Genomic DNA, 21718 nt, shown 5'->3' on the forward strand with positions numbered 1-21718 from the left:
TTAATCAATAGGTTACAGTGTTCTGTTTTTTTTAATATTTAAAATTATAATATAAATACTAACACAACTAGTCATTTTATAGAAACTTTGTTTATTTTTTGTATTTTTAATCAATAAATTTTCAATAAAAAGGGTAAATGTTTCAGAAGGAACAAGATGTTTTTAATATACTTTTTGAAGCAGTTTCTGAAGGTGTTATTGTAGTTAATAATTCACAAAATGTTGTTGCTACAAATATATCTGTAGAAAAAATGTTTGGCTACGGCAATAAAGAACTTATTGGTTTACACATCAATGAGTTAATTCCTAAAGAATATCATGCTAAGCATTCTGGATATTTCAAAGGGTTTGTAAAGCAGAATGTAAGTAGAAAAATGGGGTTAGGAAGAGATCTTTATGGTTTGAGAAAAGATAATACTGTTTTTCCTTTAGAAATAGGATTAAACCCTTTTGAGTTTCAAGAAAAAAAGTATGTTATGGCTCTTGTAATTGATATTTCTGCACGAAAGAGACATGAACAACAAATTTTAGAGTTAAATACACAATTAGAAGAAAAAGTTTTAAAACGTACAAAAGAGTTAAGTCAAGCTGTTAACAAATTACAAATTTTAAATACAGAATTAGAAGCTGAAAATATAAAACGTATTGAAGCCGAAAAAAACACTAAAATAGCTCTGCAAAAAGAGATTGAACTTAATGAGTTAAAAACAAAGTTTTTATCATTAGTATCTCATGAGTTTAAAACACCTTTAAGTGGTATTTTAACATCTACTATGCTTTTAGGGAAATATAAATTAACAGAACAGCAAGAAAACCGCGAGAAGCATTTAAAGACCATTACAGATAGAGTACATTATTTAAATAATATTTTAAATGACTTTTTATCAATCGATAAACTAGAAACTGGAAAAATTAAATATAATTTTAGTGATTTCAAATTAAGTAAAGTGCTAAACGAAGTGGTTTATAGTTGTAATTTATTATTAAAACAAGGTCAGAAAATCAAGTACCCAGATAATATTGATGACATGTCTTTATATCAAGACGAAAAAATAGTTGAGCTCGCATTATCAAATTTAGTTCACAATGCGATAAAATATTCGCCAGAAGACACAGAAATAGAAATAGATGTGAGACAAAACTATGATAAAACTACATTTGATATAAAAGATAAAGGTATTGGGATTCCTAAAAAAGATCAAAAGAATATTTTTAATCGTTATTTTAGAGCTGAAAATGCCTTACTAACTCAAGGAACAGGTATTGGGTTGAATATTGTAAAAACACACCTTGAGAATTTAGGTGGAAATATTAAGTTTGTAAGCGAAGAAAATAAAGGAACTACATTTACTATAACCATACCAAATAAACCCCTATAATGAAAAAAGTACTATTAATAGAAGATGATGTTGTTTTAAGAGAAAATACGGCTGAACTATTAGAGTTATCAGGATATCAAGTAGAAACGGCTTCAAACGGAAGAGTAGGAGTAGAAGTTGCAAAAAGATATATTCCAAATATTATTGTTTGTGATATAATGATGCCAGAACTAGATGGTTACGGTGTGTTAGGAGCATTATCAAAAAGTGATATCACTAAACATATTCCTTTTATTTTTTTATCTGCAAAAACAGAACGACAAGATATTAGAAAAGGCATGAATCTTGGTGCAGACGATTATATTACCAAGCCATTTAATGAAGAAGAACTTATAAGTGCTATTGAAAGTAGAATAGCTAAAGTTGCTATTTTAAGAGAGCAACAATTAGAAAACCCAACATATGAAAACGCCGAAGACTCGCAAGATGAAATAAGAACTCTTAATGATTTAAAAAACTTTTTTGATGATAATGGAAAAGTATTTAAATATGCAAAAGGTGATTTGATTTATGAAGAAGGCAATAATTCAAATTTTATTTTTTTAATAAGAAAAGGAGTGGTTAAAAACTTTAAGTTTGATCATGATGGAAAAGAACTAACAACTAATTTATATCAAGAAGACGAATTATTTGGATACACCTCTTTCATGCAAAACATTCCATACCAAGAATCTGCTATGGCCATAAAAGATGTGGAGTTAGTAGGTGTTTCCAAGCACGAATTAAAAGATATTTTAGACAATAATCATAAAATAACCTTAGAACTTATTCAATTATTAACTGACGACCTATCTGGAGCAAGAGATCAGCTCCTCGATATGGCCTATAGTTCTGTTAACAAAAAAACAGCATCTACCATACTTAAATTTGCAGAAAAACTAAACAATAAATCGGGAGAACCTATAAAGATTTCAAGAAATGATTTAGCTAGTGTTGCAGGAATAGCAACAGAAACATTGATAAGAACCTTATCGAGTTTTAAAAAAGAGGGTTTAATAGAAATTGAAGCTAGAAATATTAAAATATTAGACATTAAAAAGCTTGAGCAAATAAATTAAGTTGCTACTATACCAACTAAATATGATTTATATCATTTTTTGTGATATATCTTGAACATATTTTTGTTTTTAATTAGTTGTTGTATGGTAATGAAAAATATTTTAATCCCAACCGATTTTTCAGAAAATTCTTGGAATGCTATTAAGTATGCTCTTAAGTTCTTTGAAAAGGAGTCATGCAATTTTTACTTTTTACATGTTAATACTATCAATGCACTTGTAGATATTGATAGAACTTATATACCTGCACAAACAGTTATAGATGAGTCTTATGTTAAACCATCTAAAACAAAATTAAAAGAACTTTTAAAACGCATTAGCAATTTACAGTTAAAAGGGAATAATAGATTTTTTACACTTACAGATTATAATTATTTTATAGATTCAATTAGAAAGCATGTTTCCGAAAATAAAATAGACATGATTGTAATGGGAACAAAAGGCGCCTCAGGGTTAAAAAAATTAATTATAGGAAGTAATACGGGTGATGTTATAACGCGAATACACTGTTCAACATTAGTAGTCCCAGAAAATGCAAAATATAAAAAGCCTAAAGAAATTGCTTTTCCAACTGATTTTTCTTCATTTTATTCATCAGAACTTTTAAAGCCTGTATTGGAAATACTTGATGCTTATAATGCTTCAATTAGCGTTTTGCACATTAATAAAAAAGGAGGGAAATTAAATTTAGATCAACAAATTAATAAAGGGTATTTAGAAGACCATTTCGTAAATCATAATTACAGCTTCCATCATTTAACTAATAATCACATTGAATCTGCAATTCAATCTTATGTTGAGGAACACAATATTGATTTAATAACCATGGTTGCTAAAAATTTAAATTACTTTCAACGTATTTTATTTCATCCTACAGTAAAAGAAATTAGTTATCATACAGATATTCCATTTTTAGTTTTGCACGAATAAAATATATCAAAGCTAACATTTATCATTTTTTTTCTTATTTAAAGAACTTAATTTTATGCTATTATTTTATAGCAATTTTTAAGACAGAGAGTAATTTTGGAAGGATATTGCTTTCTGTCTTTTTTTAAAATTAAGTTATGAAAGTTATAAAATCATCACCAAAATATATTGAGTGGCTCAATGCAGAATTAATGCATGAAGAGTCAAGCAAATGGCTTTCTGAACTACGTTTTATTAAGGACGAGGAACACTTTTTTGAAGACTTAATAAAATTATTTACGCTACAATTAATTGATTCAAAAAATTTCTCAAGGAGTAAAGAAATTGTAGACCTCTTAAAATCACTTCGTATTAAAAATACCGAGCTAATAGCTACAGTAACATCTCATGAAAGAAATCTTAAAATAATGGTAGATGGCAAAGACCAGTTAAAAGAAGAAGAAGCTTATAAAGATAGGCATAGGGAATTATTAATTGCTGTAAAACGATATTTTAAGGAATACAGAAGACTTAAAGCACAACTTTTTAAAACAGTAAAAGGTATCATGAAAAGCGAAAAACAAAAACGCTTATTATCTTAATATTTTTTAAATTTTAGAAGTAATAATAACTATTCTGTTAGATTCATTATCCGTAGTAAAAAACAAATAGATATCACCACCATCTTTTAATTTTAGTTTTTTTCTGATTTGTTGGACGGTTTCAAGAAAATTTCTAGTTGTAATATTCGCTTTTTCTATCCCTAATTTTTTTATGGATTTTATGTGGTATGGTACAACCTGTTCTATTTTAAATTGTCTTCCTGGAAATTCAATTGGATACGAATTTGTATATAAATGAGAGTGTTTATGAAGTTTGTAAACGTCAAATTGTTTTGCAATAGAATTAAAAGCACCGGCTTTTAATACCGCCGAATTGGGTTCGTACAAATATGAAAGCGGTTGCGAATATGGAGATTCTTGTTTTTTTTCTTCTTCTAATAAAAAATCAAAATGTAGGGCATCTTCTTTTTTTATGTTTACAGTTTTTACAGTTATCTCATTCGTGTAACCTTGCTCCAAAATCCAAAGTAATTCCTTAACTTCATTATTAACAGCAACAACATGAATACTTTTTACAAATTTAAGTTCACTTATCCCAATAGACACATCAAGCAAAGGAGACGTTTTAATCATGATATTGTTTGTATGCTTAAAAATAGTGTCCAAATGTTTTGGAATATTTGGTAAGCAATCATTTAAAAAGAACACTTTTCCCTTACTATCATGGCGCCTTGAAGGATCTACATAAACCCAGTCAAAATTTTGTTTACTTTGACTTATAAAGTCAAGGCCATTTATGTTGTGGGTTTTAATGTTATTAATATGAAGTTGTTTATAATTATAATCAACAATTTCAGAAAGAGATGTATCTAATTCGCAATGCACAACGTGTTTAAATTGCCTTGAAAAATAATAGCAATCTACACCAAAACCACCAGTGAGATCAATAATGGTATTGCCCTCTATAAGTTTTGATTTGTATTTAGCAGTTACTTCAGAAGATGTCTGTTCAATATTTAATTTATTAGGATAGTAAATTTTTTTAATTTTAAACCAAGTTGGTAATTTATGTTCGCACTTCTTTTTAGCTTCAATCTGTTCAATAATTTCTTTAGTTTCAACGCTTGTAAATTGCGTTCCTTTTAATAGAATAGATGTGATTTCTGATTTTGTATTCTCTGTTATAAAATCTTGAATTTTAATATTTAAAATGGAAGTATTCAAACTGTATTATAAACCCTTAGTTAGTTTTTTAACAATTTCATTTTCAGACAAAAATTCTTTTAAGACAACTTTAATTGCTGTGTAAGCGGGGATAGCAACAATTAACCCTATAACACCAAAAAGCATCCCAGCAATTAAAATAACTAAAAAGATTTCTAAAGGATGAGACTTCACACTTTTAGAAAAAATAATGGGCTGACTACCAAAATTATCAACAAGTTGTCCAAAGATAAACACAACTGAAACCCAAATAATTTTAGAAAAAATAACAGTTGAGAATCCTTCTCCGAGATTGCTCGTCATTGTTAGTGTAAGCATTAAAACACCTCCAACAATTGGTCCAACATAAGGAACTAAATTTAGCAATGCACATAAAAAAGCAATGACTACGGCGTTTTCAACCCCGACAATAAGTAAACCAACGGTGTAGATAATAAATAAAATAAGTATTTGAAAAATAAGACCAACAAAATATCTCGACAATAAATCTTTAATTTTATTAAAAGAATTTGTTAAGCCAGACTCTTTGGATTTTGGAACGAAAATTAAAATACCATTTTCAAATAGCTTGCTGTCTTTTAAAAAGAAAAACGAGATAAACAAAACAGAAAATAATCCAACGCTAAAACTTCCTAGACCACTAATTACAGAGTTTAAAAAATCAGGAATTATTGAGTAATCTATTTTTGATAACCAGCTAGAATTTTCGAATGATTGTTCAATATCAATATTTTTAAGTTGAAAATATGAGATAACTTCTTGATATAAGCTTTCAATATTAAGCTGTAATTTTTTTATATCCAGAAGCGATAAATTATGACCTTGCTCTACAATTAATGGAATAAACAAAAGCACTAAACCTACAAATAAACCAATAAGAAGAAGCATGGTGACAATAACAGCTATGGTGTTTTTAAATTTTAATCGATGCCGTAAAAACAAAACAATAGGTCTGCCTATTAAAGAAATTACAACAGCAATTGCTATATAAACAATGACCGACTCTATTTTATATAAAAAATAGAATAATAGAGCTATTCCTAAAACGATACCAATAGCTCTTAAAATACCATTTGCAATAATCTTTGAATTCATTTAGTAAATATAATATTATTTAGCGTTTTTATTAACCTATTAAAGCTATCTAATAAATTGAAATTAAGAATATAAGGAATACTCTGCTTTTACAACGAGGTTACAAAAGTTGTTTAGTTATTTCAAATAAAGCAATATTAGTAGCTTGAACCACATTCATGCTACTATTTTGACCAAACATATCAATATGTAAAGTTTCATCTGATAGCTTTAGAATGTCTTCAGAAACACCAAAATTTTCATCGCCAATAATTAAAGCGATGGGTTTTTCTTTTGAAAAAATAAATGAGTGGATAGGTTTACTCTGACTAGTAATTTCTAAAGAAATAATTTGAAATCCTTTACTTTTTAAAGATTCAACCGTTTCTAATGCAGAATGATTTATTTCATAATCAACTATTTTTTCAGTGGCCCTCGAGGTTTTAGCCATTTTTCTTCCTAACGGAATAAGTTCGCCACAAAGGATTAATTTTTCAACTCCGAAAGCATCTGAAATTCTAAATAGACTGCCAATATTAGCCGCGTTGGTAACATTTTCTGATACTAAAATAACAGGAAATGTTCTTTTCTTAAAATTTGTATTGTAGTGATTGAGTTGCAATAGTTGTTTGGATTTTATTTAAAATCTATTCAATTTAATGTTCAAAAACATATTTAATAATATTAGCACCCATTTTTAACGCTTTTTCCCTCACTTCAGAGGGGTCGTTATGAACAGCTTCATCTTCCCAACCATCACCTAAATCGCATTCATACGTAAATAATAAAACAAGACGATCTTTATAAAAAAGCCCAAAGGCCTGGGGTCGTTTGCCATTATGTTCATGAATTTTTGGTAATCCATCAGGGAATTTATAAGCACTACTAAATATAGGATGTTTTGCAGGAAGTTCTATTAATTCTTGGTCTGGAAACACTTTTTTTAATTCCTTACCAAGGTAAGGCTCCATACCATAGTTATCATCAATATGTAAAAATCCTCCAGACATTAAATAATTACGTAAATTTTCTGCTTCATCTTCGTTAAAAAATACATTTCCATGCCCTGTCATATGAAGAAAAGCGTACTGAAAAATATCAGGACTACCAACTTCAACCGTTTCAGGGTTTGGTTTTATGTGCGTATTAATATTAGCATTACAAAAGGTAACTAAGTTTGGTAAAGAGGTTGGATTGGCATACCAATCACCACCACCTTTGTATTTTAAAAGCGCAATTTCTTGAGCAAATACTGTTAAAAATGAAAAGCTAAAAATTAAAAGGATGAATACTCTTTGCATATTATTCGTTTATAAATGCGACACTATGACAAGCTACTATAGCAGCTGTTTCAGTTCGTAATCTCGTGTCACCCAAAGTTACAGGAATAAAACTATTAGCTATAGCCATTTCAATTTCTTTAACACTAAAATCACCCTCAGGACCAATTAAAATAGTAATATCTTTGTTGTTTTCAATCTCATTTTTAAGTGATTTTTTATCAGTTTCTTCACAATGTGCTATAAATAATTGACCTTTAAACTCTTGATTTAGAAAGTCTTTAAAAGAAATAGCTTCATTTAATTTAGGAAGATAACAATTTAGTGATTGTTTCATGGCAGATTGCAAAATCTTTTCAAAACGGTCTAATTTAATAACCTTTCGTTCACTATGATCGCAAATAATAGGAGTGATAGTATCAATTCCAATTTCGGTCGCTTTTTCTAAAAACCATTCGTAGCGGTCATTCATTTTTGTTGGAGCTACGGCCAAATGTAGTTTATATGATTGCTTTTCTTTAAATGTTTTTGAAACAATATTAACGACACAGTTTTTTATATCTGGTATTGTAATTTCAGCAGCAAATAACCAGCCATTTCCATTGGTAATATGTAAAGTGTCTCCAGAGGTTTTTCGCAATACTTTGACTATATGTCTGCTTTCATCCTTATCAAAAGTAAATTGAGTTGTATTTTCGGTTATGTCTGGATTATAAAATAATTGCATATTAAATTTTTAATCTTGCTGAAGCTGTAATATTTTGTTCTGAAAAATCACCTTCTAAATATTTTAAATAGCCAACAATCGCTATCATAGCAGCGTTATCTGTGGTAAACTCAAATTTAGGAACATACGTTGTCCATCCATATTTTTGTTCACCATCTTTTAAAGCTTGTCGTATTCCAGAATTGGCTGAAACACCACCACCAATGGCAATATGTTTGATACCTGTTTGTTTGGTTGCCAGTTTCAATTTATCAATTAAAATTCTAATGATGGTATATTGTATAGAGGCGCAAATATCATTTAAGTTTTCTTCTATAAATTTAGGATTTGCTTTTGTTTCTTTCTGAATAAAATAAAGAATGGCAGTTTTTAAACCTGAAAAACTAAAGTTTAAACCGTCAACTTTAGGTTTTGTAAATTGAAAAGCTTTTGGGTTTCCTAATTTAGCAAGTTTATCAATAACCGGTCCTGCTGGATATCCTAACCCTAATATTTTTCCACTTTTATCAAAGGCTTCACCAACAGCATCATCAATAGTTTCACCAATAACTTCCATATCAAAATAATGCTTCACTTTTACAATTTGCGTGTGGCCTCCAGAAATAGTCATGGCTAGAAATGGGAATGGTGGTTTATTAAATCCTTTTTCATCAATAAAATGTGCTAAAATATGAGCTTGCATATGGTTAACATCAATCAAAGGAATATTTAATCCATAAGCTAATGATTTAGCAAAGGAAGTTCCAACCAAAAGTGATCCCATTAAACCTGGACCTCTGGTGAATGCAATAGCGTGCAGTTGCTCTTTAGTAATATTTGCTTTTGCTAAGGCTTGAGCTACCACAGGAACAATGTTTTGTTGGTGTGCTCTTGAAGCCAGTTCGGGCACAACACCACCATACTCTTCATGGATTTTTTGACTAGCAATAACATTGCTTAAAATTTTGCCATTACATATAATAGAAGCAGCCGTATCATCGCATGATGATTCAATTCCTAGTATATAAATATTTTGTCTATTCATTAATTAGAATTAGGCATAATTATTGTTAATTTTGAAAACAATTAGAAATCTGTGAATTTCAATTGTTCGTATATGCAAATGTAATTCATTCTCAATAAAATCATAACTTTAACAACTATCAAAAAGTTTCTAAAAATAATATCAAAAATAGCAGCTGTGTTGCTGTTATTATTCATCATTTTGGTGTTGATAGTGTCTATTCCAGCCGTTCAAACAAGCATAGGAAATTATGTTACTAATTTGTTGAATAAAGATTTTGGAACTAATATAAATATTGATAAAGTAGGGTTGCAATTTAATGGTGATGTTGAACTTAAGAATATTTACATCGAGGACTATAAAAAGGACACTTTAATAAGCATAACAGAACTAAATACGTCTATTTTAAGTGTTAGAAATGCACTTAAAGGAAAATTAGTTTTTGGCGATATTGATATTTATGGGCTTTTGTTCAATATTAAAAAATATAAGGATGCAAAAGATACGAATCTAGATATTTTTGTTGCAAAGTTTGAAGATGATAATCCAAGAAAGGAAAAGAGTAGTTTTTTGCTATCATCAAGTGATGTCTCGATTTATGACGGTGTTTTCAAGTTATCTGATGAAAACAAGGAAACGGTAAACATGCTTGATTTTGAGGATTTAAATATTAACGCTACTAATTTTTTAATAAATGGTAGCGATGTAAGCGCTAGAATAAACACACTGGCACTTAAGGACAGTAGAGGAGTAGTCATTAAAAACATGATGACTAATTTCTCTTATACACTTACAGATATGACTTTTGATGATCTTCAAATTAAAACTGTGAATTCAATTTTAAAAGGTGATTTAAAGTTTACCTATAATAGAGAAGATTTTAAATTTTTTGAAGATAAAGTCCATTTAACAGCTCATTTTAAAGAGTCCAGAATTCTGCTTAACGAACTCAATACGTTCTATAACGAATTTGGTCAAAATCAATATGCAAGTTTTAATGTTAATTTATCTGGTACCTTAAATGATTTAAATGCTAATAATCTTTATCTAAATACCAGCAGAAACTCTAGGATTGTCGGTAATTTTAATTTTAAAAATCTATTTAGTAAAGAAGATAATAATTTTTATATGCTGGCTAAATTTAGCAATTTATCATCCACTTCTAAAGATTTAAAATCGCTTCTTCCAAATGTTTTAGGAGCGTCAATACCTTCATCGTTTGACAGGTTAGGAAAATTTACTCTAGTTGGTCAGTCAGAAGTAACACCTTCAACCATAAAAGCAGATCTTAATATTGAGACAGAGTTGGGTTTTGTTGATTCTAACTTAAACATGAGTCGAGTTAATAATATTGATAATGCTTCATATACGGGAAAAATTATTTTTAAAGATTTTGATTTAGGAACACTCATCGACGAGCCTAAGGTTGGAAATGTATCATTAAACCTTGATGTTAATGGAAATGGATTTGTTGCCGAAACATTAAATACGCAAATTAAGGGCGATGTGTTTCAATTAGTATATAATAACTATGATTATAAGAACATTAAAGTAGCTGGAAATGTAAGAAACAAGATATTTGATGGAAATCTTATAGTAAATGATAATAATTTAAAACTGAATTTTACCGGTCTTGTAGATTTTTCTGAAAAGATAAAAAAGTATGACTTTGAAGCCAATGTGTATTATGCCAACTTAAAAGATTTAAATTTTGTTACTAAGGATAGCATTTCAATATTTCAGAGTACTATTAAAATGAATATGAATGCTAGTAATTTTGATGATGCACACGGGCAAGTAGCTTTTAAAAACACCTCTTATAAAAATCAAATAGACACTTATTATTTTAAAGAGTTTGAAATTTCTTCCCGCTTTAATGAAGGCACTCGCTTTATTGAAATAAATTCACCAGATATTATGGAAGGAAGCCTAAGCGGTAAGTTTGTTTTCAACGATTTGAGTAAGTTATTCCAAAATTCTATTGGAAGTATATATACCAATTATATTCCTTATAAAGTAAAAAAAGACCAATCAATAGACTTTAATTTTAAAATTTATAATAAGATTATTGAAGTTTTTTATCCAGAAATTAAGTTAGGCAAAAACACCTTTATAAAAGGACAAGTAGAAAGTAACGAAAAAGGTTTTAGGCTAACATTTAAATCACCAGAAATAAAGTATTTAGATAATTTTGCTCATAATATAGAGTTGCAAGTTGATAATAACAATCCGCTTTTTAATACCTATGTAGAGGTTGATAGTATCAAAACAAAATATTACAATGTATCAAAGTTTAACCTAATTAATGTTACAGTTAATGATACGCTGTTTATGCGTTCTGAATTTAAGGGAGGTAAGAAAAATAAAGACATTTATAATTTAAGTTTTTATCATACCATAAATGATGAAAACCAATCTGTAATAGGTTTTAAAAAATCAGATGTAACCATAAAGGACAATGTTTGGTTTATTAATGAAAATAAAGATAATTTTAATAAGATATCTTTCAGTAAGGATTTGTCTTCTTTTAATATCGATAAACTTCGCATAAACCATAATAACGAAGAAATTAAACTTTCGGGTTTTATTAAAGATTCTACACAAAAAGATATACGGCTTAATTTTAAGGATGTCGATTTAGCTAAAATCACACCAGATATTGATAGTTTAAAACTGGCTGGTAATGTTAATGGTAAGTTAGATATTCTTCAAAAAAATGGGAGCTATTTACCAAATTCAACGGTGACTATAGATGATTTTAAGGTTAACGATTTTGAATTAGGATCATTTGATGCTAGTATAAAAGGGAACGAAAATTTAACCAACTATTTTGTAGATGTTTCGATTAAAGATGATGTTTTAAAATCGTTTAGTGCCGTTGGAAATATAAATGTTGCCAATAGCTACACAGGTATAGATGTAGATCTCAATTTTAAAGACTTTAATTTACAGCCCTTAAACCCACTTCTTCATGATGTTTTAAATAACATCAGAGGCACTGTTTCTGGAAAGACCAAAGTGATAGGTAATTTGAAAAAACCAGCTATTAATGGGGATTTATTGTTGAACCATGGCGGATTTAGAATACCATATTTAAATGTTGATTATGATATCGCAGATAATACAGTCGTGCAACTAAAAAATCAAAGTTTTATTTTCGATAAATTACAATTAACCGATACCAAGTTTAAATCTAAAGCAGAACTTAGTGGATCATTAAGTCATGTAAATTTATCAGATTGGAGTTTAGATTTTGATTTAAATACACCAAGGTTTTTAGTTTTAAATACAACAGAAACAGAAGATGCGTTGTATTATGGTACTGGCTTTGTAGGTGGTAGAGCAACCATAAAAGGGCCTGCAGACCAGTTAAATATTAATGTTCAGGGAGAGACTAAAGCAGGTACGGTATTTAAGATACCATTAAACGACACGGAGTCATTTGGTGACAACTCGTATATCCATTTTTTAAGTCCAGATGAAAAACAAGCAAGAATTAATGGCGTCGATTTTAATTTTAATGATATTAAAGGGCTTGAACTTGATTTTGATTTAGATATTACTGAAGATGCTGAAATAGAAATTATCATCAATAAAAGCACAGGTCATGCACTTAAAGGGCGTGGTCGAGGCGGTATGTTAGTTGAAATTAACACCAACGGTAAGTTTAATATTTATGGTGACTTTTCGGTGTTTGAAGGGGTTTATAATTTTGCTTACGGTGGTTTAATAGGTAAGAAGTTTATTGTGCAACCAGGTGGAACATTAGCTTGGGATGGAGATCCTTTAAAAGCACGTATTAATATGCAAGCGGTTTATAAAACACAGGCAAACCCATCACCTTTACTTGATAATCCTATAAATAGAAGTATTCCTGTTGATTTAAATATTAATCTAACAGGAGAGCTAGAGCAACCAGAACCAACTTTTGAATTTGAATTTCCTAATGTAAACTCAACTATTAAATCTGAGTTAAATTATAGATTAGAATCTAAAGATGATAGACAAAATCAAGCCTTGTATTTATTGTCTACTGGATCATTTTCAAGAGGTTTAAGTGAACTTAATTTTTCAGGTACCATTGCAGAACGACTTAATGGTATTATTAATGGTATTTTTACTAGTGGCGACAGTAAACTAAACGTAGGCTTAAATTATGAAGTTGGAGAGAACAGACCTGATTATAAAACAGATGATCGATTTGATTTAACCTTACAAACTCAATTGGGAAATAATGTTTTTTTAAATGGGAAGGTAGGTGTTCCAGTAGGAGGAGAAACCCAAACAGTTATAGCTGGTGATGTACAGATTGAATTCCTACTAAATGAAGAGGGAACTTTGCGGGCAAAAGTATTTAATAGAGAAAACAGTATTCGTAATTTTGGAGAAGAAATTGGGTACACACAAGGGGTAGGAATTGCTTATAATGTAGATTTTGATACCTTTAAAGAATTACTTCAAAAACTATTTAAAAATACTAAGAAGGCAGTTAAAAATCCATCACAAGAATCAGACAAGAAAACAGACGAAACCTTACCCGATTTTGTGAGTGTAAAAAAGCCATCAAAAAAGGATAATTAACAAAAATTAGAGGTTTTAAATGTTAATTTAATAAAAATTATGGTTTTTTATCAACTAAATCGTTGTAGTTTTGATAGTTGCATAAAAAAACTAGATTGCTCTTAATTATCTAATTTTAGTTTAGTAATTTTACTAAATAATTAAAAAATAAATGCCAAAAACAATAAAAAAAATAGGTGTTTTAACATCAGGAGGAGATGCTCCAGGCATGAATGCCGCTGTTCGTTCTGTTGTTAGAACATGTGCATACCATAATGTTGAATGCGTTGCGGTTTACAGAGGTTACGAGGGTTTAATGCAAGGCGATTTTAAACCTATGACAGCGAGGAGCGTAAAAGATATAATTAATAGAGGAGGTACCATACTAAAATCAGCTCGCTCTATGGAGTTTAGAACTGTAGAAGGTAGAAAGTTAGCTTATCAACAAGTAACAAAGGCGGGTATTGATGCGCTTGTGTTAATAGGAGGTGATGGTACATTTACTGGAGGAATGATTTTTAATCAAGAATTTGATTTTCCAGTTATTGGTATACCAGGAACGATTGATAATGATATCTTTGGAACATCTCACACTTTAGGTTTTGATACTGCTTTAAACACTGTTGTAGAGGCCATAGATAAAATACGAGATACAGCAAGTTCACATAACCGATTATTTTTTATTGAAGTAATGGGTAGAGATGCAGGTCACATAGCTTTAAATGTAGGTGTTGGAGCAGGAGCAGAAGAAATTTTAATTCCTGAGGAAGATATGGGATTAGATAGACTTGTTGAATCTTTGAGAAGAAGTAGACAATCTGGAAAGACATCAAGCATTGTTATTGTTGCTGAAGGTGATAAAATAGGAAAAAGTGTCTTTGAATTAAAAGATTATGTAGATGAAAACATGGAAGGCTATGATGTTAGAGTATCCGTACTTGGACATATGCAACGTGGTGGTGCACCATCTTGTTTTGATCGTGTTTTAGCCAGTAGAATGGGAGTAAAAGCTGTTGAATCATTACTAGCAGGAAAAACCAATTATATGGTGGGTTTAATTAACAATGAAATGGAGTTAACACCCTTAGATAGTGCCATAAAAGGAAAATCAAAAATAAATTTAGAATTATTGCGTGTGTCTGAAATAATGGCCACATAACTTAACATCTTAATATAAACAAAATGTCAAAATTAAAATTAGGAATTAACGGATTTGGTAGAATTGGTAGAATTGCCTTCAGAGTAGCAGCTGAAAGACCAAATGTTGAAATAGTAGGAATTAATGATTTGCTAGATGTAGAGCATTTAGCTTATTTATTAAAATTTGATTCTGTTCATGGAAAATTCAATGGAACAGTCGAAGTAAAAAACGGAAATTTAATTGTTAACGGAAATGAAATTAGAGTTACTGCAGAACGTAACCCAGAAGATTTAAAATGGGATGCCATTGGTGTTGATGTTGTATTAGATTGTACAGGTATCTTTACATCATTAGAAGGTGCTCAAAAACACATTACTGCAGGTGCTAAAAAAGTAGCTATTTCGGCTCCTTCAGCAGACGCTCCTATGTTTGTTATGGGTGTTAACCATAAAGAAATCAATGCAAGTCATACAATTGTGTCTAATGCATCTTGTACAACAAACTGTTTAGCGCCTTTAGCTAAAGTTATTAATGATAACTTTGGAATTATTGAAGGTTTAATGACTACAGTTCATGCTACAACTGCAACACAATTAACTGTTGACGGTCCATCTAAAAAAGATTGGAGAGGTGGTAGAAGTGCTTTAGCTAATATTATACCTTCTTCAACTGGAGCTGCAAAAGCCGTTGGAAAAGTAATTCCAGAATTAAACGGAAAATTAACAGGGATGGCATTTAGAGTACCGACTCCTGACGTATCTGTTGTAGATTTAACTGTAAGAACAGAAAAATCTGCTACTTGGGCTGAAGTTAAAGCTGCCTTAAAGAAAGCTTCTGAAACTGACTTAAAAGGTATTTTAGGCTATACAGAAGAAGCTGTTGTGTCTCAAGATTTTGTTTCAGAACCTATGACAAGTGTGTTTGATGCTGAAGCTAGTATTGCTTTAAATGATAACTTCTTTAAATTAGTTTCTTGGTATGATAATGAATTTGGTTACTCAACTAAATTAGTTGACTTAGCAACGCATATCGGTACATTATAATATTAATTTTAAGCCACAGAATTACATCTATTGGAGTAACTCTGTGGCTTTTTAGCTCATAACTTATGATATTAATTGTTGATAGTGGCTCTACAAAATCAGATTGGATAGCCGTAGATAGTAATGGAAATAAACTTTTAGAAAAAATTCGTACAAAAGGACTTAATCCTGCGATTTTATCTGAGAAGAAACTGAGAAAAATTATTTTAAAGAACAAGGATTTAAAAAAGAATAGAGATTTGGTAACTCATGTCTATTTTTATGGTGCAGGCTGTGGTACAGAAAAGCCAACACTCATGCTAAAAGAAGTTCTTGAAGAAATTTTTACAGATGCACATGTTGAAGTTAATGAAGATACTATGGCTGCCGTATATTCAACAATTAATCATGAAAAAGAAGCTGCCGTTGTTTGTATTTTAGGAACAGGTTCTAACTGTAGTTATTTTGACGGCGAAAATTTGCATCAACGTGTAGTTTCCCTTGGTTATTCAATTATGGATGATGCCTCAGGAAATTACTATGGTCGTCAATTAATTAGAGATTATTATTTTAATCATATGCCAGAAAATGTTAAAATTGCTTTTGGTAGCAAGTTTAATATGGAGGCTGATTATATAAAATATAATATTTACAAACAGCCAAATCCGAATGCATATTTAGCGGGTTTTGCCGAATTTATGTTTTTGCATAAAGATTCTCCATACACCATCGACCTTATTAAAAAAGGTATTAGATTGTTTGCGACCAATATGATTATGCAGTATAAGGAAGAATTAAAAACAGTTCCTGTTCATTTTGCTGGATCTATTGCTTATTTTTCTCAAAAAGAGATCACCGAAGTAGCAGAAGAAATGGGCTTTAAAGTTGGTAATTTTGAGCGCAGACCTATTGAAGGTTTAGTCTCTTTTCACACTAAAAATAAAAAAGCTTAAAAGAACATAACTTTTAAACACAAATAAAACCTTTATACGATATAAAACGTGTAAAGGTTTTTTATTTTTATAAACGGTTTCATTTGAAAAACGATTGAATTTGAATCATCATTTTGCCATATATATTTCTAATAACGATAACAAAGTAGAATTAATAGAAAAGATTATTTCTGGAGATATTAATAGTATATTTTTAGGTGTAAATGGTGCTGTTTTCTCAGAAGTTACTTTAAATAAGTTTATCGATGAAGAACAACGTCACGGACGTTTTGATGTTGTAACTGAAACAAAAAATAGTCTCCAAAATTCATCTGAGGGAGAAAGAAGAAAAGCTTTATTACAACATATTATTTCAAAGCAACCTGATTATCTGATTGTTGATAATGTGTTTGGTAATTTAGATATAACATCACGTGTCACTATTCATAAAACGTTATCTGAATTAAGCACACATATTACCATTATTCAAATTACAAATCGAATAAGTGATATTTTAAGTTTTATTGAGGTTGTTTATCAATTGAAGGATGATAATCTTATTCTTTTTGAAAAACCAGAAAATAAACAGTATAAAAGTTTTGTAAACGATTTGCCACAGTCGTACAATCCAATTACATCAGAAATAAATCCTTTGGTTAAATTTAGCGGTGTTTCGATTACTTATCATGATAGGCCAATTATTAAAGATATTTGTTGGGAAATTAAATCCGGTGAATTCTGGCAGTTAATAGGTCCGAATGGTTCTGGTAAAAGTACCATATTGTCTCTTATTACGGGAGATAACCCAAAAGCTTACGGACAAGATATTACTTTATTTGGTGTGAAAAAGGGGAGTGGTGAGAGTGTTTGGGATATTAAGAAGAAGATTGGTTATTTCTCATCAGATATGCTGCGAGGTTTTAAACGTTTAGATTCAATTGGGAACATGATTGCTTCAGGTTTTTTTGATACAGTAGGACTTTATAAAAAACCAGCCAATCAGCAAATTAAAATTGTACATCAATGGCTGCATGTGTTGGGTATGTTTGATATTCGAAAACAAAACTTTTTATCATTATCAACAGGGCACCAAACACTTGTTTTAATAGCAAGATCTATGGTAAAACAACCACCTTTACTTATTTTAGACGAACCTACCAATGGTTTAGATGATACAGATGCCCAAATATTTACGCAGCTTATAAATAAAATCTCTAAAGAAACTAATACGGCTATTTTATACGTTTCACATAGAAAAGAAGCAGGATTAAAACCAGATTTTGTCTATCAATTAATACCTAATGAAACAGGTTCTAGTGGTGAAAAAATGACATTTGGTAAATTTTTGTGATAAAACGCACTGAAACTTAAACATGAATGAATCTTAATTTTTTAAACTGCCGGTCTAATATCAACCGAAACATTCATTTTGTTTTTACCAGTGCTATAAATAACACCTTTTAGTGGAGGCACATCGTAATAGTCTCTTCCCCAAGACACTGTAATATGCTGGTCTTTTGGAAGTTGGTTGTTTGTAGGATCAAAATCTACCCAACCAAATTTTGGAATATAAAGAGAAAACCAAGCATGCGATGCATCGGTGCCAATCAATTTTTCTTTTCCCGGAGGAGGTAAGGTTTCAATATAGCCACTTATATATCTGCCTGGTAACCCAACAGACCGTAAACAAGCAATAGCAATTTGAGCAAAGTCTTGACAAACACCTTTTTTCTCTTTCATAACATCATGAATTGGAGTTGCAACATTTGTAAATTCTGGATCGAACTCAAAGTCGGTATAGATGCGTTGCATTAATTCATAAGCAGCTTCAAAAATAGGGCGATTTGGTTTAAATGATACACCAGCATATTCCTTTATTTCTGGCGTTATTTTGGCAATTAAAATAGATTCTAATATAAATTGTCTAACTTCTAAAATATTTGGTTCAATACTTTTTAATTCTTGAATGGCTTGTTGTAAGGTTATTTTTTGTGCGTCAACAGATTGATAAATATCGGGTTTTAAAGAAGAATCTATTTCTACAATACTGCTTGCCGTAACTTTAAGCTCTTTATGATGTTGCTGAATAGAAAAACGGGTAACCACATTCCCAAAAAAATCAATTTTTTCTGAAATTTCAGTTGGCATTGGACTAATATCTAATTTATAATCTAAAAGGGTTTGTCCAACAATTGTTTTAGGTTTTAACGTGGCAATATTATGGCAAAATGTTACACCACTATCATATTTATAGGAGGTTGTATGAGATAATTTAAAAACCATTATAGAGGAAAATTTTGATTAACTAATTGCGTTTGCTGATGCGAATGATTAAAATACGTGTCTGAAATTGATAGGGATAAATCATGAAGTAAATCACTTAATTCTGAAAGGCAATTATCAAGATTTTGTCTTAAACTTCCATCGTTATTTAACTGCAGTAAGCTTTTAATGTTTAATTGCTGAATTTTTAAATTAGCTTCTGCAATTAAAGTTTCACATTCTGTAATATTTCCTGTTGCTTTTGAATGAGGTAAACGTTCTACATCCTTTTGAATGCGTCTCAATTGATAGGTTAGCGATTTTGGATAATCACTTTGTAATAAAATAAGTTGAATCACATTTTCAACATTCAAATATGAACGATAACTGTACCTGTAAATATTTAAACTTTCATGGCTTGTGAGTAAGGATTCTAAAATATCGTATTGTAATTGCTCGTTATGATTAAAAACGAGTAGCGATCGGCATTTAGAAACATTCATCATAGCTTGCTCAGTTTGCAAACCAATAAAATAAAGTAGTAATCCTTGCTGAACTAAGATACTTTCTTCAATTAAGCTCATAAAGGCAATTATCCTGGTAATAATTCTATCCAGTATTTTTGTTAAGGCTGAAATGGAATAATTATCGTCATCTTCAAATTTTAACCATAATTTTTGAATGCCATCAAACACACGCCACATATCTTTAGACCATAAGTTTCGCAGCGAATAGTAAGAGTTATTAAAACTTGACATGGTTTGTGCAAAACTGCCCATTCGGTCTTGGTCTAACATAAGCGATAAAATTTCCTTTAAAGGATTTTTTAAAAGCGCATCACTTCCTTTTCCAACAAAGCCAGGAAATGTATAGGTAATATGTGTTAGTGATTGCAATAAAAATTTTAAATTTTCTGAACCCGTAATTCCCTCATTATATTGTTCGCTACTCATGCGATTTAGAACTGTTCTTAAAAACCGAGCCGTGACAAGAGCTCTTCCTAAATAACGACCAGACCAAAATAAATTTTGAGCAGTATTACTTGGTAAATCGTTAATATCTGAAATACGTATTTTAAACGAATTATCCCAAGCATAATTTTGTATGTTGGTTTGTTTCTCATCCGTCGAAACCCAAAAATCTTTGCTTACACCACCACGCTGATTTGATACAAATAAATTTTCACGTTCTGCAGCAACTCTTACCAAACCACCTGGCATAATGCTATAACTGTCATGTTTTGCAATAGCAAAGGTACGGCACATTACTTTTCTGGGTTCTAAAGTACCGTCTACAAAATCGGGCGCTGTGGAGAACGAGATCTTCTCTTGTGCTACGAATCCGTATGGACTAGAAATAATTTCCTTTTTAAGTGATTCTAAAGCCTTATTATCTAAAAATTCACAGAAAAATATGCTCTCTCTGTTCGATCGGTCTATGCGTTTTACAACTAAATTCGACAGGTTATCGAGAACATAATTACGTTCTTTTTCTTGTCCACACCACCAAGACGCTATTTGCGGTAAAATTAAATTTTCTTTTAAGAAGTATTTGCAAATATTATTCATAAACGGAATTAATCCTGAATTTTCCAGAATACCGCTACCTATTGGATTAATAATAGAGACGTTTTGCCTTCTAATAACATCTAGCAATCCTGCCACACCCAAATAAGAATCTTCTCTTAATTCTAAAGGATCCATAAAAACATCATCAACACGTCTTAAAATAACATCGACTTGTTTGAGCTCTTTTAAAGATTTCATCCAAACCTTACCACTACGAACCACTAAATCATCACCGGTTACCAACGGATATCCTAGAAAAGACGATAAGTAGGAATGCTCGAAATACGTTTCGTTATGTGGTCCAGGCGTTAAAATAACAATATTAGGATTTTCCTTGTTTTGTGGCGCCGAATCAATAAGCATTTGGTTAAAATCGTAGAAAAATCCAGAAGGCTGCTTTACGTTAATATCTTTAAAAATACCTGGTAAAGCTTTACTCATTGAATATCGGTTTTCTAAAGCATAACCCATACCAGACGGCGCTTGTGTACGGTCGTTTACAACCCACATGCGGCCATCGGGTCCACGTGCTAAATCTGAGGAATATATTAATAAGTTTTTAGCAGTTTTATATTGAATTTGATCGCATTGCCTTAAAAATCCGCGATGAGCAAAGATGACTTCCTGAGGAATAATCCCTTTCTTTATAAGTTCTCTTTTGCCGTAAATATCTTTTAAAACTAAGTTGAGAATTTCAGCACGTTGTTTGATACCTTTTTCGACGGTTTCCCATTCTTTTTGATGAATAACAAACGGAACAATATTTAAATTCCACGGACGATGAAGTCCTTTAGGATCGTTATAAACATTATAAGTTACACCATTTTCGTCCATCAGCCAATCAATCTCTTTTTGCTTTGAGATTAATGCGTCATGACCCATTTCGGTAAGATTATTAAGTAATGTTTCCCAATTTGGATTAATAGACATGTTAGATTTTAAAACTTCATCATAGTTTTTAAAATCTGAAAAATAATTTTGAAATAATATATTTGAATGGGTTGTCATATAAGACT

At 30.4% G+C, this 21718-nt stretch carries 17 protein-coding genes; 9 read left to right on the forward strand and 8 right to left on the reverse strand.

Annotated features, from left to right (window positions below):
* The first annotated feature begins 137 nt into the window (after nt 1–137).
* The 4 genes from G5V56_RS11775 to G5V56_RS11790 all read left to right on the forward strand — a co-directional run bounded on the left by G5V56_RS11775 (nt 138) and on the right by G5V56_RS11790 (nt 3948).
* The gene (locus tag G5V56_RS11775) at nt 138–1379 is read left to right on the forward strand and encodes a sensor histidine kinase (protein WP_166965220.1); all 1242 of its coding nucleotides are present in this window, start codon (nt 138–140) and stop codon (nt 1377–1379) included.
* Nucleotides 1379–2437: a response regulator gene (locus G5V56_RS11780; protein WP_166965222.1), complete on the forward strand. Its 1059-nt coding sequence runs from the start codon at nt 1379–1381 to the stop codon at nt 2435–2437. The genes G5V56_RS11775 and G5V56_RS11780 overlap by 1 nt, the downstream gene beginning before the upstream one ends.
* 90 nt (nt 2438–2527) lie before the next feature.
* Nucleotides 2528–3367, forward strand: coding sequence for a universal stress protein (locus G5V56_RS11785; protein WP_166965224.1), 840 nt, complete (start codon nt 2528–2530; stop codon nt 3365–3367).
* A gap of 137 nt (nt 3368–3504) precedes the next feature.
* On the forward strand, nt 3505–3948 hold the full coding sequence (locus G5V56_RS11790; RefSeq protein ID WP_166965226.1) for a hypothetical protein: 444 nt from the start codon (nt 3505–3507) through the stop codon (nt 3946–3948).
* 6 nt (nt 3949–3954) lie between these two features.
* Here G5V56_RS11790 and G5V56_RS11795 read toward each other — a convergent pair whose 3' ends face one another.
* The 6 genes from G5V56_RS11795 to tsaD form a co-directional block, all read right to left on the reverse strand.
* Nucleotides 3955–5133 carry a class I SAM-dependent methyltransferase gene (locus G5V56_RS11795; protein ID WP_166965228.1) on the reverse strand — a complete coding sequence of 393 codons (1179 nt, stop codon included), beginning with the start codon at nt 5131–5133 and terminating at the stop codon, nt 3955–3957.
* A gap of 6 nt (nt 5134–5139) precedes the next feature.
* A complete protein-coding gene (locus G5V56_RS11800) occupies nt 5140–6228 on the reverse strand; it encodes an AI-2E family transporter (RefSeq protein WP_166965230.1) in 1089 nt (362 codons plus the stop codon).
* A gap of 100 nt (nt 6229–6328) precedes the next feature.
* Nucleotides 6329–6829: an RNA methyltransferase gene (locus tag G5V56_RS11805; protein WP_166965232.1), complete on the reverse strand. Its 501-nt coding sequence runs from the start codon at nt 6827–6829 to the stop codon at nt 6329–6331.
* Between the two features lie 34 nt (nt 6830–6863).
* On the reverse strand, nt 6864–7508 hold the full coding sequence (locus tag G5V56_RS11810) for a DUF4159 domain-containing protein (RefSeq protein WP_166965234.1): 645 nt from the start codon (nt 7506–7508) through the stop codon (nt 6864–6866).
* A 1-nt stretch (nt 7509) separates the two neighbouring features.
* Nucleotides 7510–8214 carry a 16S rRNA (uracil(1498)-N(3))-methyltransferase gene (locus tag G5V56_RS11815; protein WP_166965236.1) on the reverse strand — a complete coding sequence of 235 codons (705 nt, stop codon included), beginning with the start codon at nt 8212–8214 and terminating at the stop codon, nt 7510–7512.
* A 1-nt stretch (nt 8215) separates the two neighbouring features.
* A complete protein-coding gene (tsaD, locus tag G5V56_RS11820; RefSeq protein WP_166965238.1) occupies nt 8216–9238 on the reverse strand; it encodes a tRNA (adenosine(37)-N6)-threonylcarbamoyltransferase complex transferase subunit TsaD in 1023 nt (340 codons plus the stop codon).
* A 156-nt stretch (nt 9239–9394) separates the two neighbouring features.
* Between tsaD and G5V56_RS11825 the strand changes: the two genes are divergently transcribed.
* The 5 genes from G5V56_RS11825 (at nt 9395) to G5V56_RS11845 (ending at nt 18223) form a co-directional block, all read left to right on the forward strand.
* Nucleotides 9395–13798, forward strand: coding sequence for a translocation/assembly module TamB domain-containing protein (locus tag G5V56_RS11825; RefSeq protein WP_240911308.1), 4404 nt, complete (start codon nt 9395–9397; stop codon nt 13796–13798).
* A gap of 151 nt (nt 13799–13949) precedes the next feature.
* Nucleotides 13950–14936: a 6-phosphofructokinase gene (pfkA, locus tag G5V56_RS11830; protein WP_166965240.1), complete on the forward strand. Its 987-nt coding sequence runs from the start codon at nt 13950–13952 to the stop codon at nt 14934–14936.
* Nucleotides 14937–14959: 23 nt separating this feature from the next.
* Nucleotides 14960–15961 carry a type I glyceraldehyde-3-phosphate dehydrogenase gene (gene gap, locus G5V56_RS11835; RefSeq protein WP_166965242.1) on the forward strand — a complete coding sequence of 334 codons (1002 nt, stop codon included), beginning with the start codon at nt 14960–14962 and terminating at the stop codon, nt 15959–15961.
* Nucleotides 15962–16026: 65 nt separating this feature from the next.
* Complete coding sequence (locus G5V56_RS11840; RefSeq protein WP_166965244.1) at nt 16027–16893, forward strand: N-acetylglucosamine kinase; 867 nt, start codon at nt 16027–16029, stop codon at nt 16891–16893.
* A gap of 100 nt (nt 16894–16993) precedes the next feature.
* Nucleotides 16994–18223: an ATP-binding cassette domain-containing protein gene (locus tag G5V56_RS11845; RefSeq protein WP_166965246.1), complete on the forward strand. Its 1230-nt coding sequence runs from the start codon at nt 16994–16996 to the stop codon at nt 18221–18223.
* Between the two features lie 41 nt (nt 18224–18264).
* Here the strand turns inward: G5V56_RS11845 and G5V56_RS11850 are convergent, their stop codons facing one another.
* Nucleotides 18265–19155, reverse strand: a complete 891-nt coding sequence (locus G5V56_RS11850; RefSeq protein ID WP_166965248.1) for a transglutaminase family protein — start codon at nt 19153–19155, stop codon at nt 18265–18267.
* Complete coding sequence (locus G5V56_RS11855) at nt 19155–21710, reverse strand: circularly permuted type 2 ATP-grasp protein (RefSeq protein ID WP_166965250.1); 2556 nt, start codon at nt 21708–21710, stop codon at nt 19155–19157. Before G5V56_RS11855 ends, G5V56_RS11850 begins: the two co-directional genes overlap by 1 nt.
* Between the last annotated feature and the right edge of the window lie 8 nt (nt 21711–21718).

Origin of the sequence: Yeosuana marina (assembly GCF_011762485.1) — a bacterium.
Classification (GTDB): domain Bacteria; phylum Bacteroidota; class Bacteroidia; order Flavobacteriales; family Flavobacteriaceae; genus Yeosuana; species Yeosuana marina.